Raw genomic sequence first — 14901 nt, 5'->3', positions numbered from 1 at the left:
TCTGTTCGGCGACCCAGCTCGGCGACCCTGCCCGGCGGTACTGCTCGGCGGCTCTGTTCGGCGGCGGATCAGGCCAGGAAGTCGGCGAGTGCCTGGTGGAAAGCGTCCGGCTGCTCGAGATTGGGCAGGTGGCCGGCGTTCTCGATCACGACCAGAGTCGAGTCTGGGAGCAGAGAATGCATTTCCTCGGCGTCGGCCACCGGCGTGAATTCGTCGTCGCGGCCCACCACGACCAGGGTGGGCACGCTGACGGTGGTGAGCAGGTCGCGGTAGTCGGGACGGTCGGCCCGGCCACGCAGCGCGGCGGCCGCGCCCGACGGTGGAGCGCTGGTCATCATGGTCAGCACGTGGTCCGCCACCGACGGCATCGCCTCGACGTTGTAGGCGGCCATCATCTTGCCCAGATTCTCCTTGGCGTAGCCGCCCATGCCCTCGGTCTCGAGCCGGTCGGCCGTCGCGCGGCGGTAGTCGGCCGCGGCCGGCGTGTCGGCGCGCGGGAACGTGTCGGCCAGGATCAGGCCGCGGATCCGGGCCGGGAACTGCCGGTAGCACTCCATGACGATCTGCCCGCCCATCGACAGGCCGCCCAGCACGAACTCGTCGATCCCCAGATGATCGGCCAAGGCGGCGACGTCGGCGGCGAACACGTCGAGCGGCGTCCGGCCCGCCACCACGGTCGTCGCGCCGTAGCCGCGCAGGTCGGCCGTGATCACGCGCCACCCGGGCCACGACGCCTGCGGCCGCCACATCGAGCGGTCGAACGGGTGCCCGTGCACCAGCACCAGCACCGGGCCCTCGCCGCGGTCGTCGTAGTCGATCGTGATGCCGTTGACCGTCGCTCTGCTCATACGCTCGACGCTAGGGCGCGGGCGGCGCGGCCGATCGGTCCAATATCGGGGTCGCGGCTATCGCGACGGTCACTCCCGGGAAGATCCGCTTGGCCACGATCAGTTCGGCGTCCGGTCCGGCGGCACAGAGCGCGGCCGCCTCGGCGACACTGGGCGTGCCGACCGCCTGTGCCACCGCAGCGCTCGGTGTGGGCACTTCGCGGGCGGCGAGTTCGGCCGCGGTGAAGAGCCGCAAAGACCAACCACGATCAAGAGCGGTTTCCCGTACGCCGGGAGCATCGCCCCGCCGATCGATCGTGCCCACGGCACTCACGTCCGCGTCGGTGAGGCCCGCCGCCCGCAAGGTCGCCTCGACAGCGGCCCGGACATCGTCCGCCGAAGCCGACCGACGCGCCCCGATCCCGACGGCCGCCGTCACCGAACGCCGTCCGATGCCTTCACCACCAGCGCGTTGACCGCCCGCCGCCCTCACAAACCGCCGCCCTCACAGCGCGCTGACGAAGCGGGACGCGAAGCCGGGGTTGCCGGCCCAGTGCAGATGCAGGTAGGAGGCGTGGACCGTGGGTGTGGCGAAGCCCTCGGGGTCGTCGCCGCGCCAGGCCCAGGCGGCGCCGCCGGCCGGGGACAGCAGCAGGCCCGAGCGCGGATGCACCGTCGTCCGATGGAACTCGTGACCGGTCACGCGGGTGCCGGCCGGGGCCAGGGGGCTGTCGGTCAGCGCCACCGCGTCGCGGTAGCCGAGGGTCAGTGTGGGCGTCATGGCCGCCTCGATGTCGAGGACGCCGCACATCGGGGCGTCGTCGAGGGTGCGGCCCAGCCACAGCAGGCCCGCGCACTCGGCCACGATCTTGCCGCCGGACGAGGCCAGGCCGGCCACCGCGCGGCGCAGGGGCTCGTTGGCCGACAGTTCCTTCGCGTAGACCTCGGGGAAACCGCCGCCGACCACCAGGCCCCGCGTGCCGTCGGGCAGTTTCTCGTCGCGCAGCGGGTCGACCGTCACCACGTCGGCGCCCGCGCCTTCGAGAAGCTCGGCCGTCTCGGCGTACGCGAAGGAAAATGCCGGACCGCCGGCCAGCGCGACCACCGGCCGCCCGGGCACCGGCTCGTCGGAGAGCGGCGACCACGGCGAAGCGTCCAGCGGCGGGGCCGAGCGGGCGATCGCCATCACCTCGGCCAGATCGACCGCGCTCTCGATGAGCGAGGCGAGCGCGTCCACCGACTCCTGGGCCTCGGCCCGGCGTTCGGCCGCCGGCACCAGCCCGAGATGACGCGAGGGCGCGGCCACCGCGCCGGCCCGGCGCAGCGCGCCCAGCACCGGCGTGCCGACCTCCTCGCAGGCCTCGCGCAGGATCGACTCGTGGCGGTCCGAGCCGACCCGGTTCAGGATCACGCCGGCCATCCGTACGGTGCCGAAACTGCGGAAACCGTGGACCAGCGCGGCGATCGAGCGGCCCTGGGCCGCGGCGTCCACGACCAGGATCACCGGCGCGTCGAGCAGGCCCGCGACCTGGGCCGTCGATCCGGTCTCGCCCGCGCCGGTGCGCCCGTCGTACAGGCCCATCACGCCCTCGACGACCGCGAGCGACGCGCCCTGCGAGCCGTGCGCGAAGAGCGGCCCGATCAGCTCCTCGCCCACCAGCACCGGGTCGAGGTTGCGGCCGGGCCGCCCGGCGGCGAGCGCGTGGTAGCCGGGGTCGATGTAGTCGGGCCCGACCTTGAACGGCGCCACCGGCAGTCCCCGGCGCGCGAACGCGGCCAGCAGCCCGGTCGCCACCGTGGTCTTGCCGTGCCCGGACGCGGGGGCGCCGATCACGATCCGGGGCATGGTCACCATTCGATGCCCTGCTGTCCCTTGCGACCGGCGTCCATCGGGTGCTTCACCTTCGTCATCTCGGTGACCAGGTCGGCCGCCTCGAGCAGGGCCGGCGCGGCATCCCGGCCGGTGATCACCACGTGCTGGGTGCCGGGCCGGTCGGCCAGGGTCGCCACCACGTCGTCGACGTCGACCCAGCCCCACTTCATCGGGTAGGTGAACTCGTCGAGCACCAGGAACTTGTAGGTCTCGGCGGACAGGTCCCGTTTGATCTGCTCCCAGCCCTCGGCCGCCTCGGCTGCGTGGTCGCGTTCGGTGCCCGCGCGCTGGATCCACGACCAGCCCTCGCCCATCTTGTGCCAGGTCACCGGCGCGCCCCCGGCCGACCCGAGCGCCTTGAGCGCGGATTCCTCGCCGACCCGCCACTTCTCCGACTTCACGAACTGGAACACGCCGATCGGCCAGCCCGCACTCCACGCGCGCAGCGCCATCCCGAAGGCGGCGGTCGACTTGCCCTTGCCGTGTCCGGTGTGCACGGCCAGCACGGCCTGGCGGCGACGCTGCCGGGTGGTGAGCCCGTCGGCCGGCACCGTGGTGACTTTGCCCTGCGGCATCAGGCAACCCTTCCCATCGTACGGCCGGTGCCCAGCCCCTCGAGCGGCATGATGTCGGCGTTCAACGCGGTGGCGAGGCGCGACGCGAGGCCCAGCCGGATCGGGCCGGACTCACAGTCGACCACCACTGTGGACACCCCGGCGAGGGCCGGAGCCACCTGGACGGGATCGGGCCCGCTGGTCGCCCGTCCGTCGGTGACCACGATGAGCAGGGGACGTCGTCGCGGATCCCGCCGTCGTTCGGTGGCGATGGTCGCGGCCGCCCGTTTCAAGCCTTCGGCCAGCGGGGTACGCCCGCCCGTGCGCAACGCGGCCAGCCGCAGCACCCCCACCTCGTGACTGGAGGTCGGCGGCAGCACCTGCTCGGCCGTGTGCCCGCGGAAGGTGATCATCCCGATCCGGTCGCGCCGCTGGTAGGCATCACGCAGCAGCGACAGTACGGCCGTCTTGACCACGGTCATCCGCTTGCGCGCGGCCATCGAGCCGGACGCGTCGACCACGAACAGCACCAGGTTGGACTCACGTCCCACATGGACGGCCTCCCGCAGATCGGCCGGCCGCACCAGGCCGTAGCCCGCGCCACGCCCGGCGGTGCCCGGCTCGGAGCCGACGCCACCGAGGTCGGTCGTGTGGGCGCGGTGCAGGGCCGCGCGCAGGGTGGCGGGCAGATGCGGTGCGCCGGTCAGTTTGCCGCGCGGCACCCGCGAGCCGATCACCCGCCCGCGCCGGGACAGCGACGGCGACCGGCGACCGGCGTGGCCGCCCTCGCCGCGGCGGGCGATGCTCAGCGTTTTGGTGCGATAGGCCGCGCCCGGTGCCACCGCGGCCGCCCCGCCCCGCGCTTCCGCCTCGGCCTCACCGCCACTATCCGATTTATCGGAAATGTCGGTCGAGGAGGTGGGGGGCGTGGGGTCCTGCGGAGCAGTCGAGGTCGTGCCGTCCGGCGCAGGGCTACCCGGGTTGCCGCCATCGGTAGGCGCCGCCGAGCCCCGACCGCGCGGACCACTGTGGTCCGGCCCGCCGTCCGGCCCGCCGTCGCCGCCGGAGGGGCCGGCTCCCCCGTCGTCCGGGTCGTCGTCGTCCGGGCCGTGCTGGGCGTCGGCCTCGGCCAGGGCGTCCTCCAGCTTCTGCTCGTCGCTGCCCGGCGGGTCGAGCGGATCCTTGCGACGCCGGTGCGGCAACGCCAGCCGGGCCGCCGCCCGCACGTCGTCGGCCGTGACCCGCTTCCGCCCGTGCCAGGCCGCGAGGGCCACCGCACACCGCGCCACCACGATGTCGGCCCGCATCCCGTCCACCCCGTAGGCCAGGCTGATCAGCGCGATCCGGTCGAGCTCGGAGTCGGGCAGCACCACGCTCGGCAGCAGATCCCGGGCGGCCACGATCCGGGCCGCCAGTTCCCGCTCGTCGGCCGCGAACCGGGCCGCGAACTCGTCCGGCGACGCCTCGTAGGCCAGCCGCCGCCGCACCACCTCGGCCCGCTCCCCCGCCTCGCGCGGCGCGGTCACGTTGACCACCAGCCCGAACCGGTCCACCAGCTGGGGCCGGGGCTCGCCCTCCTCCGGGTTCATCGTGCCGACCAGCAGGAACCGGGCCGCGTGCTTGACCGACACCCCGTCCCGCTCGACGTGGGCCCGGCCCATCGCGGCCGCGTCCAGCAGCAGGTCGACCAGGTGGTCGGGCAGCAGGTTCACCTCGTCGACGTAGAGCACCCCGCGGTGCGCCGCCGCGAGCAGCCCCGGCTCGTACGCCTTCACCCCGTCGGCGAGCGCACGCTGAATGTCGAGCGTGCCCACGACCCGGTCCTCGGTCGCGCCGACGGGCAGCTCCACCAGCGTGGCCGGCCGGTCCAGCGCGGGACTCCCCGAAGAGTGCGGTCCGTCCGGGCAGAGCGGGTCGGGTTCCGCGGGATCACAGGCGAACCGGCACCCGCGTACGACGGCAACGGAAGGCAGCAAAGCGGCCAGGGCCCGTACGACGGTGCTCTTGGCGGTGCCCTTCTCGCCGCGCACCAGCACGCCACCCACGGCGGGCGAGACGGCGGTCAGCAGCAGGGCGAGGCGCAGGTCGGCAAGACCGACCACGGCCGGGAACGGGTACGGCGTCACGTGGATCCCCTTCTGCGCGGGTGTCCACGCCCGCGCGGCGAGTGGCACGAGCGGCCGGAGTCTCCTGACTCCCGGATCGTCGTTCGCCGCGCGCCTTCCGGCCGGATCGGCCGTGGCATCTCACGAGGGTCGCTCCCCGGTCACAGTGGCGGGACCGTCCCGGATTCGCACCGGGTTCCTCCGCGACCGCTCGCCCGCCACTCTTTCTCACCGTCGAGCGAATCGTCAACGCGGGGTGACTTTGACCGCCTTCCCGGTGGCCGGTGGCCACCGCATCAAGGCCGGGTGACGCCGACCGCCTTCTCGGTCGTCGGCAGCGGCTGCGGGGCGAGCCGGTCGAGTTCCTTCACCACGTCCTGCACGGCCAGCGCCGACGTCTCGACCAGCGGCCGCAGCCGGGCGTAGAGCGCCGCGTTCGCCGGGTCGGGCCGGGTCGGTTCACCGATCGGGACGAGCGCGGCCGCGTGGTCGAGGTCGGGCAGCTCCCCGATGGCGTGCCGGGCCAGCAGACACGCCCCGAGCGCGGTGCCCTCGGGCGTGTCGGCCACCGAGACGGGCAGGTCGAGGGTGGCCGCCAGCACGCCGACCCAGAGCTCCGAGGCGACCGCCCCGCCTGTCGCCCGTACGGCGGAAAGGTTGTGACCCTCCGCCGTGAACGAGTCTTTGACCAGCGCCAACTGCTGGCAGACGCCCTCGACGGCCGATCGCACCAGGTGGGCCCGGCCGTGCTCGCGGCGCAACCCCAGGTAGGCACCGCGCAGGCCCGGACGCCACCAGGGCGCGCGCTCGCCGAGCAGGTAGGGCAGGCACAGCAGGCCGTCACTGCCCGCGCCGACACCCTGGGCCTCGACCAGCAGGGCGGCGTCACGTTCGTCGGCGTCCTCCCCCTCGGCACCCGGGCGTTCGAACCCGGCCGCGAAGCTCTGCCCGGCCCAGCGCACGACCGACCCGGCGTTGTTGACCGCGCCGCCGATCACCCAGCGGTCCTCGGTCAGCGCGTAGCAGAACAGCCGTCCCGCCTCGTCGGCCGTGGGCCGGTCGACCACCGTCCGGAGGGCGCCGCTCGTGCCCAGCGAGATCGCCGCGACCCCGGCCGGGGTGGCGCCCACGCCCAGGTTGGCCAGCGGTCCGTCGGCCGCCCCGATGATCAGTGGTGTCTCGGGGTCGAGCCCGGCCGCCTGGGCCACGTCGCGCCGCAGCCGCAACCGGGTGGTCGTGGGCAGCACCTCGGCCAGTTGCTCGGCGCTGACCCCGGCCAGATCGAGCGCCTCCGGATCCCAGCGCCGCTCGTGGATGTCGTAGAGCCCGGTGCCGCTGGCCAGGGACAGGTCGACCACGAAGGGGGCGTCGGCCAGCCCGGCCAGCACCAGTTCCTTGACGCCGCCCCAGCGCGGGGTCTTGCGCAGCGTGTCCGGGTCGTTGTCGTGCCACCAGGCGAGCTTGGTCAGGGGCGACATCGGGTGCACCGGGGTGCCCGTACGGGCCTGGAGCTTCTTGTTCCGCCCGTCGGCCCCGATCCGCTCGCTCTGCTCCCCCGCCCGCCCGTCGGCCCAGGTGACGAGCGCCCCGAGCGGACCACCGGCCGCGTCCATCGGCACCACGGCGTGCAGGAACGCGCTGAGCCCGATCGCCACGACGTGGTCGCCGTTCTCGCGGCAGGCGGCGGCGACGTCGATCAGGGCTTTGACCGCGGCGTTGCGCAGCGCGACCGGGTCGAGCTCGGCGCGGCCGGGACCAGGAACGCTCAGCGGATAGTGCACGCTGGTCAGCGCCCGCAGGGAGCCGTCCGGGCCGGCGGCGATGCCCTTGGTCGCGGTCGTTCCGGTGTCGATCCCGATGACAACGTCCATGCTCCCAACCTAGCCGTCAGGGCAGCGGGTAGCGCGCCGGACGACCGGAGGCGGTCCGCACCTCCAGTTCGGTCGCGGCGTCCGGGATCAGAGCCGCGTCCCCCGCGATCGGCAACCACGTTCCTTCCCGTACGCGGTAGAGCAGTTCACTGTTCTGCGCCGCCACCACCACACCGAGCCGGTCGGGCAGTCGCAGATAGAGGACGGGCACGTTGCCCAGGCGCACGTCCACCCCCGGCGGTGTGCCCAGATAGCCGACGGTCGGATACTCGGCGTCGGGCGCGGCCATCCAGAACGCACGCGCGGCCCCGTCGAGGGCGAGCGTCTGGACGACCAGGCGGCGGCCATCGGCGAGACGGCCGCGCACGTGCCACTGGGTCGGGCCTTCCCACCGCCCGTAGCCGTACCTGTCGAGGTACCCGGGCCGAGCCGAGACGTCCCACTGCCCGACGTCGATGACCTCGTCCGGGACGCCGGCCATCACCCGCACCACGTTCTGCGGCACGTCGCGGGGTTCCTCCGGGAGGACGAACCGGCGGGAGTACTTGATCGGCACGGGATCCGCGCCGACGCGCAGCGCGTACCGCTCGCTGTGCTCCGGACGCTGGAAGACGAGATCGCCGTGCAGCGTGACGAAGCGGCGGTCGACCCGGCCGTGGTCGTCGATGGTGAAGTTCTCCGACAGGTTCACGTCCCGCCCGCCGGTGACGATGACCAGCACCGTCAGCCCGCCCGCACGCCCGGCCAGCGCGATCGGCGCGATCGTGCCCGGCTCGACCAGCAGCGGCCCGGCCAGTCCGCGTAGCCCCTCGTCCAGGGTCTCGACGAAGCCCTGCAGGTCGTACCCGGTCCGGGCCGAGCGCTGGCTGAGCACGCCGACCGGGCCCATCGGGGTGGTCCCGGCCCAGTGCACGACGATCTCGCCGACACCGTCCGGGACCGCCGTCAGCCACGCCTCCCGCATCCGCTCCAGCAGGTCGTGATCGCCGGCCAGGTCACCCCGCGGTGCGGGTGTGGTCCGCCGCAACGATGCCGCTCCCCCGCCGACCACGACGGCCGCCACCGCCGCGCCCAGCACCGCCCGCCGCCGGACCACCCGTCGCCGGCCCCCGGCCCGCACCCGGTCGAGCAGGTCGGGCGCCGGGCTGAGGTGCTCGGTGGCCCGGCCGAGAACGTCCCGGACGTCCGTCTCGGTCATCGCTCTCCCCCGTCCGTGACCAGTTCCGGTCCGAGCACCCGCCGCAGCCGGTCGAGCCCGCGGGAGGCGTTGCTCTTGACCGTCCCCTCCGTGCACCCCAGCGCCGCCGCCACCTCGTAGACCGGCAGGTCGTCGAGATAGCGCAGCACCACGACCGCACGCTGCCGGGGCGGCAGATCGCGCAGCGCGTCGAGCACCGCCGCCCGCACGGCCACGTCGTCGCCGTGATCGCGGGCCGGACGTTCGTGCTCGCTCCCCAGCGGCGTCTCGGGCCGCCGGGACCGCCACCGCCACCGGTTCGTGGCCCGGTTGACCAGGGCCTTGCGCGCGTACGCCTCCGGTGCGCCCTCGATCCGGCGCCACCGCACGTACATCTGCTCCAGCACCTCCTGCAGCAGATCCTCGGCGGCGTGCCGATCCCCGGTCAGCAGGAAGGCGACCCGCAGGAGCCCGGTCGATCGGCTCCGCACGAAGTCGTCGAACCCCTCTCCGGCCATGCCCCGTCGTCTCCCCCGGTCGTCCCCTCACCCTGTCAGGACACCCGCGACAGACACCAGGTTGCATCGATCAGACGAACATTTTCCGGTACGCGTCCCGCAGCTCGTCGAACCCGTAGTCCTTGGCCGCCTGACCGCGGATGACCCCGTGCGGATCGCCGTCGAGCAGATGCTGCAGAACGACGACGCAGACGTGCCAGCCGGTCGCGACCGAGGCCGGATCGGTCGGTTCGACCAGGGTGTGGCGCAACGTGAGCCGGGTGCCCCCGCCGTGCGGCTCGAGTTCCCAGCGCAGCCGGTCCTGCCCCCACGAGTACTCGAGCAGCGTGGGCGGCTCGACGACGCGTACGTGAGCCGGGGTTTCCTCCTCGGTGTCCCCGTCCACCATGGTCAGGGTGAGCGGCCCGGTCTCGCCCAGATCGCGCGGCGCCCGGAACGGCGCCCACTGATCCAGCTCGGCCGGATCGGTCAGCGCCGCCCAGACGACCGGCGGAGGCTGCCGCAGGTCCCGGATGAAGACCAGCGTCCAGGGCTCGCCGGTCCCGGCCAGCTGCGCGTCCCGGGCCTCGCCGACGTCAAAACTCACGATTCCTCCAGGGTCGTCGTGCGATCGAGGTGACGCTCCAGCTCGGCCAGGTGGTGTGTCCACATGCGCCGGTAGGGCGCGAGCCACGCGTCGAGCTCGCGGAACGGGCCCGGCTCGAGCCGGTAGACCCGCTGCTGGGCCCGGGTCTGCGCGGTGACCACGCCGGCCTCGCGCAGCACCCGGAGGTGTTTGGAGACCGCGGGCTGGCTCATCCCGAGCATCGAGACGAGCTCGGTGACCGTGCATGCCCGCAGGCGCAACGCGTCGACGATGCGCCTGCGGGTCGGCTCCGCGATGGCGGCTAGAGCATCCATGCCCCCAACATGCCAGGCGAGTTATATAACCGTCAAGGCATGAGGGCCGGTCAGGTGGCGGGCGGCGCCGACTCCGGCACAGGCTCGCCGGACGGCTCATCCTCGCCGGAGCGGCGGGCGAAGACGTTGAAGAGGAGGTTCAGCAGGAAGACGATGATGACCGTGGTGGTGATCGAGCTGCCGAAGATGATTTCGAGCTCGTCCGGCATCCGTGAGTAGAAGGCCGGCGCCACCACCGGGACCATGCCGGCGCCCAGCGAGATGGCGACGATCAGCAGGTTGTGGTTGCCGTCGAAGTTCACCCGGCGCAGGCTGCGGATGCCGACCGCGGTCACCGTGGCGAACATGACCAGCGCCGCCCCGCCGATGACCGGGCCGGGGATGGCCGCGATCACCTCGCCCAGCTTGGGGACCAGGCCGAGCAGCACCAGGATGACCCCGGCCGCCGTCACCACGTAGCGGCTCTTCACCCTGGTCACCTGCACCAGGCCGACGTTCTGGGCGAACGCCGTGTCCAGGAACGAGTTGAACGTGCCGGCCAGGATGCCGGACAGGCCGTCGGCGGCCAGGCCCCGGGCGATGTCGTTCTCCGAGACGTCCTTGCCGACCAGGTTGGCCACGGCCAGCATGTCGGCCGTCGACTCGACATAGATGACCAGCATGACGATGCACATCGAGATGATGGCGGCCGCCTGGAACTCGGGCGGTCCGAAGTAGAACGGCCGGGCCAGGCCGAACCAGCCGGCCGAGGCCACGTTGCTGAAGTCGACCAGGCCCATCAGCGCGGCCACGATCACGCCGAAGATCAGGCCGATCAGCACCGCCAGCGAGACCAGGAAGCCGCGGGCGAACCGGTTGATCAGCACGATGAGCAGGATGATCGAGCCGGCCAGGGCCAGGTGACTGAGCTGCCCGTACGAGGGAGCGCTCTCGTCGTTGCCGGCGATCAGGCCCGCGCCCGCGTCGATCAGGGACAGCCCGATGATCGTGATGACCGTGCCGGTGACCAGCGGCGGGAACAGGTGGATGATCTTCGCGAACGGCTTGGCCAGGAGCAGGCCGAAGACGCCGGAGCAGAGGATCGCGCCGTAGACCGCGGGCATGCCGTACTTGGCGCCGATCAGGATCATCGGGTTGAGCGCGGTGAACGTCGCGCCGGCCACGATCGGTAGCCGGACGCCGAGGATCCGGCCGACGCCCAGGCTCTGGATGATCGTGATGACGCCGGCCACGAACAGGTCGGCGTTGACCAGGATGGCGATCGTGCGGGTGTCCAGCCCGAGGGCGCCGCCGACGATCAGCGGCACGGCCACGCAGCCGGCGTACATGACCAGGACGTGCTGCAGGCCGAGGATCGCCAGGCGGCCCAGGGGCAGCCGCTGATCGACCGGGTGTACGGCGTCGGTCATCCGAATCGGTCCTTCCCGCGTCCGGGGGCGGTGGAAGGCGATTCTTCGCGCCGATTGTTTTCGTCCGGCGTCGATATGTTGCCGCGAGATGAACGACCGCTCAGGTGCGCAGCAGGAACGCGTAGGTCAGCACCATGGCGGTCCACAACAGGCCGGCCGGCACGTGCAGCAACCGCCAGAACAGGATGTGGTCGCGCCAGGCGGTCCGGCGCGGCAGCAGCACCCGTACGCCCAGGAACTGCACCGCCAGATCGAGCACGAGCCCGGCCAGCAGGACGACGACCAGTCCCCCGTACGCCCCCACGGAACCGAGCTCGCGCGACCCGAGGATCCACACCGCCCACGCCCCGACCACCGAGGCCGCGGGGACGGCCGCGTACTCGATGCCCTGCAGATACTCCTGCGCCATGGTGAGCACGGGTTCGGGCGAGTCGACGATGGCCCGGGTCTCGGGCAGGTGCGGAGGCGGAGCAACCCGCGTCGGCGCCGGCGCGGGTGCGGGTGCCGGCACCGGCACGGGCACCGCGGGGAAGACCGGGGCGGGCCGGGGCGCCGGCGGATTCGGTGCGTAGCCGGGGAGCAGCAGCACCGGGGTGGTTCCGGCGGCGGGCGGGGCGGGCGGTTCCACCTCGGGGCGAGCCTCGATCGAGCGACGAAGAGCTTCCAGGTCTCCGTACGGGGAATCCTCCGTCACCCGCCGGTGAGCGACCGTCTCCGCATGCCCGTCCGGAATGATCGGCACGGTCGACGGATCGGCCCACGGGTCGACCCCGGGCATCAGGACGTGCGCCGCCGTGCCGTTGAGCGGGGCCGTCTGCTCGCGGACCGGCCCGAACTGCCGCGGCACCGCGGGCGCCCAGGTCACGCCGGGTGTCGGGTGCCCGGTCGCGCGCACCAGGTCGGCCAGCCGGTCGGTCCAGCCCCGCAGCCGGGCGGCGGTCAAGCGGTCGGCCGGGTTCTCGGCCCACAGCTGCCCGAGGTGCTCGAGAATCACGGCCGGCACCCGGGTGCCGTCGACCAGCGGAATGATGCCGGAGCCCGGCGCCTCGCCGGTGAGCAGGTAGAACGCGACACCGCCGAACCCGTGCACGTCGTCCGCGCTGGTGCGGTCCATCGACAGGCCGGGCGCGGCGTAACCGTCGGTGAGGACGACGTGGGTGATGTGCCGCTCGTAGCGGGCACTGGTGAAGTCGATCAGCACCACCTCGCCGCCGGTCGTGACCATCACGTTGGACGGTTCCACGTCCTGGTGGACGATCGGCCCGCGGCGGCTGAGCGAGACCAGGGCCCGGGCCAGTCCGTGCAGGACCCGGACGCCGTCCAGCTCTTGTTCACGGGCCAGGGCGGTCACCAGGTTGGCGCCGTCGATCCACTCCAGCACCTGCACCGGCACCGGCGGTCCGGACGGCTGCTCGTCCGGCGCCCACGGCCGGGGGCTGCGGAAACAGCCAATGCTGCGGTTGAGGCCGGGCTCGCCGGCCAGGTCGCCGAGCAGCTGGGCGCCGGTGAGCCACGACTCCTGCTGGGTGGCGACGTCACGGCCGTCACCCTCGGTCGGTCGCCACACCCGCACCGCCACGACCGGGCCGTCCGGGCCGGGACCGTGCCCGCGCCACACCTTCGCCTGCCCGCCCTCGCCGACCACCTCGTCCAAGTAGTACAGCGACGCCGGGTCGTCCGGCGCCGCACCACACAGCGCGATCGGATAAGACAACCCGCACCCCTTTCCGCCGGTCGAGAATCGCACACGGAACGGTCGGGTTTTCCTTCCGTTTTTTCCGGCCGTTCGGGTGAGCGCGCGGATGCACGAACTGCCGTCAGGATCGCCGCAGGAACATTTTCGCGGGGCAGTCACGGGGGTACGGGCATGGGTGATACGTCGGTCGATCGACGTTCCTGCCCGATCTGCGCGGAACCGCAACCGGGCGACACGATCCGTCCCGCCGACTGCCGCTGGTGCGGGTGGACGGTCAGCGGGGTGCTGCGTCTCGGACCGGCCGGGGCATCCGCCCGGTCCACCTTCGAAACGGCCCTCGGCCAGCGGCAACGCGCCTACGACCTGGCCGCCGCGGCCCGCGCGGCCGGGCATCTGGACGCCGACGCCACCGCCGGTTACGGCCGGCTCGCGGTCAACGCCCGTCCGGCCGGACCGGACCCGGAAACAGAAATGACGGTCGATTCAGTGGCGCCGGAACCGGCCACTGTGGCCATTCCGGATGTCGCCGCGAAATTGCGCGAAACCGAGGCGCACTCGCGCCTGTCGGTGCTCGAAATCAACGTCCGGGGTCTGACTCTGTGGACCGCCCGACGCGATCCGGACGTGCTCGATTTCACGTGGTCGGCCGATTGGCCGGGCCTGTGCGACCAGGTGCCGAAATACCCCGGCAAGCAGATGTTCCAGCTGGCCGGCGGGGTGGGTGAGATCCCGGTCGACCGGGCGGTCTGGCACGCCGCCGTCCAGCGGGCCGTCACCCATGTGGCCGGACTGGTCCGGCACCCGCTGCTGCTGGTCGAGCCCCCGCCCGGGTGGGTGCTGCTCGAGCACGTCGCCCGCGCGGCCCGGGAACAGCTGGCCCCGGCCGCGGTGGTGCCGGCCCAGCCCGGCGAGACGGAGCTGGCCGCCCTCGTGCACCGGCTGATGACGCTCGTCCCCCGGCCCGAGGGGTACGACGTGCTGCTCGCCCAGTACGACCCGCACGGGCGCACGTTGGTGGCCCGGCCCCGTCCGGTGCTCCCGGTCGAGGTCGTCGAGCCCGGCCGGACCCGCGAGACGACGCTGGTCGTGCACGGCACCGCGGCCGGCGAGACGGTCGTGCCCGTCCTGCGCCACGGCGCCGATCCCGGGGAGGCCGCCGCCGTGCTGGTCCTGCCGCTGACCACCGGGCAGCGGGCCACGATCACGGTGCGGCAGCCCGGTCCCGGCGTCGTCGAACTGTCCCACCCCACGGCACTGCCCGCGGCGCCGGCCTGGGGCGAGCTCGCCGCCGACCTGCCCGCCCTGCTCGCCACCGACACGGCCGACCCGGTCGACGTGGTCCTGGCGATCGAGCTCGGCGGCCGGCGCAGCGATCCCGGGTCGACCGCCACCCGCGTCGCCGCCGCCCGCGAACTGACCGGCTGGCTGCGGGCCCACGCCCGGGGCCGCTGGTCGCTGCGCGTCGGTGTGGTCGGCTACGGCGAGCACACCCACCTGGGACCGGAGCCCCGGCTCGACGAGCACGAGCTGGGCGACCCCGACCGGGCCGACGCCGCGATCGCCGAGCTCCGGGGCGAACCGGCCCAGCTCGACGCGGCCGCGCCCCTCGAGGACGCGCTGGTCGCGGTGGCCCGCCAGCCGTGGCGTACGGAAGCCCGCAAGGTTGTGGTCACGGTCGCGTCCCGGCCGCCGTACCCGCCGCAGCAGCAGTCGATGCTGCCCCGCTGCCCGGCCCGGCTCCGACTGTCCGACGTGGTCGCGTCCTTGCCCGCCGGTGCCCAGGTGGCCCCGTTGGTGATCGGCGCCGGCCCGGCCCCCGGCAGCTGGGCCGAGCAGGCCTGGACCCAGCTGTCGCGGCACCGCCCGGCCGACTCCGGCCCGGCCGGGATCGCCCTGCTGAGCTCGCTGCTGCTCCCCGCCGGGCCCGGCCGACGTCTGCGGCTGGCCCTGGCCGACCCCCTGCCCCGCTAG

Annotated in this window: 13 protein-coding genes and 1 riboswitch; of the genes, 1 reads left to right on the top strand and 12 read right to left on the bottom strand. The window is 73.4% G+C overall.

Annotation, left to right across the window (positions count from 1 at the left end):
- Positions 1-68 precede the first annotated feature (68 nt).
- From KOI35_RS12895 to KOI35_RS12840, 12 genes are all read right to left on the bottom strand, one after another.
- The gene (locus tag KOI35_RS12895; RefSeq protein WP_215786983.1) at positions 69-848 is read right to left on the bottom strand and encodes an alpha/beta fold hydrolase; all 780 of its coding nucleotides are present in this window, start codon (positions 846-848) and stop codon (positions 69-71) included.
- Between the two features lie 10 nt (positions 849-858).
- Positions 859-1266 (bottom strand): cobalamin biosynthesis protein, encoded by a 408-nt coding sequence (locus tag KOI35_RS12890; protein ID WP_215786981.1) that lies wholly within the window; start codon positions 1264-1266, stop codon positions 859-861.
- Positions 1267-1332: 66 nt separating this feature from the next.
- Positions 1333-2682, bottom strand: coding sequence for a cobyrinic acid a,c-diamide synthase CobB (locus KOI35_RS12885; RefSeq protein ID WP_215786980.1), 1350 nt, complete (start codon positions 2680-2682; stop codon positions 1333-1335).
- A complete protein-coding gene (gene cobO / locus KOI35_RS12880) occupies positions 2676-3275 on the bottom strand; it encodes a cob(I)yrinic acid a,c-diamide adenosyltransferase (protein ID WP_215786979.1) in 600 nt (199 codons plus the stop codon). Before cobO ends, KOI35_RS12885 begins: the two co-directional genes overlap by 7 nt.
- A complete protein-coding gene (locus tag KOI35_RS12875; protein ID WP_438870599.1) occupies positions 3275-5428 on the bottom strand; it encodes a magnesium chelatase subunit D family protein in 2154 nt (717 codons plus the stop codon). Before KOI35_RS12875 ends, cobO begins: the two co-directional genes overlap by 1 nt.
- 9 nt (positions 5429-5437) lie before the next feature.
- A riboswitch (cobalamin riboswitch) is annotated at positions 5438-5561 on the bottom strand.
- A gap of 94 nt (positions 5562-5655) precedes the next feature.
- Entirely contained in the window at positions 5656-7230 is a 1575-nt protein-coding gene (locus tag KOI35_RS12870) for a gluconokinase (RefSeq protein ID WP_215786975.1), read from the bottom strand.
- Positions 7231-7246: 16 nt separating this feature from the next.
- Complete coding sequence (locus KOI35_RS12865; protein WP_215786973.1) at positions 7247-8428, bottom strand: hypothetical protein; 1182 nt, start codon at positions 8426-8428, stop codon at positions 7247-7249.
- Entirely contained in the window at positions 8425-8925 is a 501-nt protein-coding gene (locus KOI35_RS12860; RefSeq protein ID WP_215786970.1) for a SigE family RNA polymerase sigma factor, read from the bottom strand. The genes KOI35_RS12865 and KOI35_RS12860 overlap by 4 nt, the downstream gene beginning before the upstream one ends.
- Before the next feature lie 70 nt (positions 8926-8995).
- A complete protein-coding gene (locus KOI35_RS12855; protein ID WP_215786968.1) occupies positions 8996-9511 on the bottom strand; it encodes an SRPBCC family protein in 516 nt (171 codons plus the stop codon).
- Positions 9508-9825: an ArsR/SmtB family transcription factor gene (locus tag KOI35_RS12850; protein ID WP_215786966.1), complete on the bottom strand. Its 318-nt coding sequence runs from the start codon at positions 9823-9825 to the stop codon at positions 9508-9510. Before KOI35_RS12850 ends, KOI35_RS12855 begins: the two co-directional genes overlap by 4 nt.
- A gap of 50 nt (positions 9826-9875) precedes the next feature.
- A complete protein-coding gene (locus tag KOI35_RS12845) occupies positions 9876-11234 on the bottom strand; it encodes a nucleobase:cation symporter-2 family protein (RefSeq protein WP_215786964.1) in 1359 nt (452 codons plus the stop codon).
- A 100-nt stretch (positions 11235-11334) separates the two neighbouring features.
- The gene (locus tag KOI35_RS12840; RefSeq protein WP_215786962.1) at positions 11335-12948 is read right to left on the bottom strand and encodes a protein kinase domain-containing protein; all 1614 of its coding nucleotides are present in this window, start codon (positions 12946-12948) and stop codon (positions 11335-11337) included.
- Between the two features lie 153 nt (positions 12949-13101).
- On the opposite strand from KOI35_RS12840, the gene KOI35_RS12835 reads away from it, so the two are divergent.
- On the top strand, positions 13102-14901 hold the full coding sequence (locus KOI35_RS12835; RefSeq protein ID WP_215786960.1) for a hypothetical protein: 1800 nt from the start codon (positions 13102-13104) through the stop codon (positions 14899-14901).

This window comes from Paractinoplanes bogorensis, assembly GCF_018829635.1.
In the GTDB taxonomy this organism is placed as follows: Bacteria; Actinomycetota; Actinomycetes; order Mycobacteriales; family Micromonosporaceae; genus Actinoplanes; species Actinoplanes bogorensis.
This window is presented reverse-complemented; position numbering and strand designations above follow the sequence as displayed.

Excerpts from the sequence above, each read along its gene's own strand:
- KOI35_RS12850 (WP_215786966.1), bottom strand. The coding sequence starts at position 9,825 with ATGGATGCTCTAGCCGCCATCGCGGAGCCGACCCGCAGGCGCATCGTC.
- KOI35_RS12835 (WP_215786960.1), top strand. The coding sequence starts at position 13,102 with ATGGGTGATACGTCGGTCGATCGACGTTCCTGCCCGATCTGCGCGGAA.
- KOI35_RS12845 (WP_215786964.1), bottom strand. The coding sequence starts at position 11,234 with ATGACCGACGCCGTACACCCGGTCGATCAGCGGCTGCCCCTGGGCCGC.
- cobO (WP_215786979.1), bottom strand. The coding sequence starts at position 3,275 with ATGCCGCAGGGCAAAGTCACCACGGTGCCGGCCGACGGGCTCACCACC.
- KOI35_RS12865 (WP_215786973.1), bottom strand. The coding sequence starts at position 8,428 with ATGACCGAGACGGACGTCCGGGACGTTCTCGGCCGGGCCACCGAGCAC.
- KOI35_RS12895 (WP_215786983.1), bottom strand. The coding sequence starts at position 848 with ATGAGCAGAGCGACGGTCAACGGCATCACGATCGACTACGACGACCGC.
- KOI35_RS12870 (WP_215786975.1), bottom strand. The coding sequence starts at position 7,230 with ATGGACGTTGTCATCGGGATCGACACCGGAACGACCGCGACCAAGGGC.
- KOI35_RS12885 (WP_215786980.1), bottom strand. The coding sequence starts at position 2,682 with ATGGTGACCATGCCCCGGATCGTGATCGGCGCCCCCGCGTCCGGGCAC.
- KOI35_RS12860 (WP_215786970.1), bottom strand. The coding sequence starts at position 8,925 with ATGGCCGGAGAGGGGTTCGACGACTTCGTGCGGAGCCGATCGACCGGG.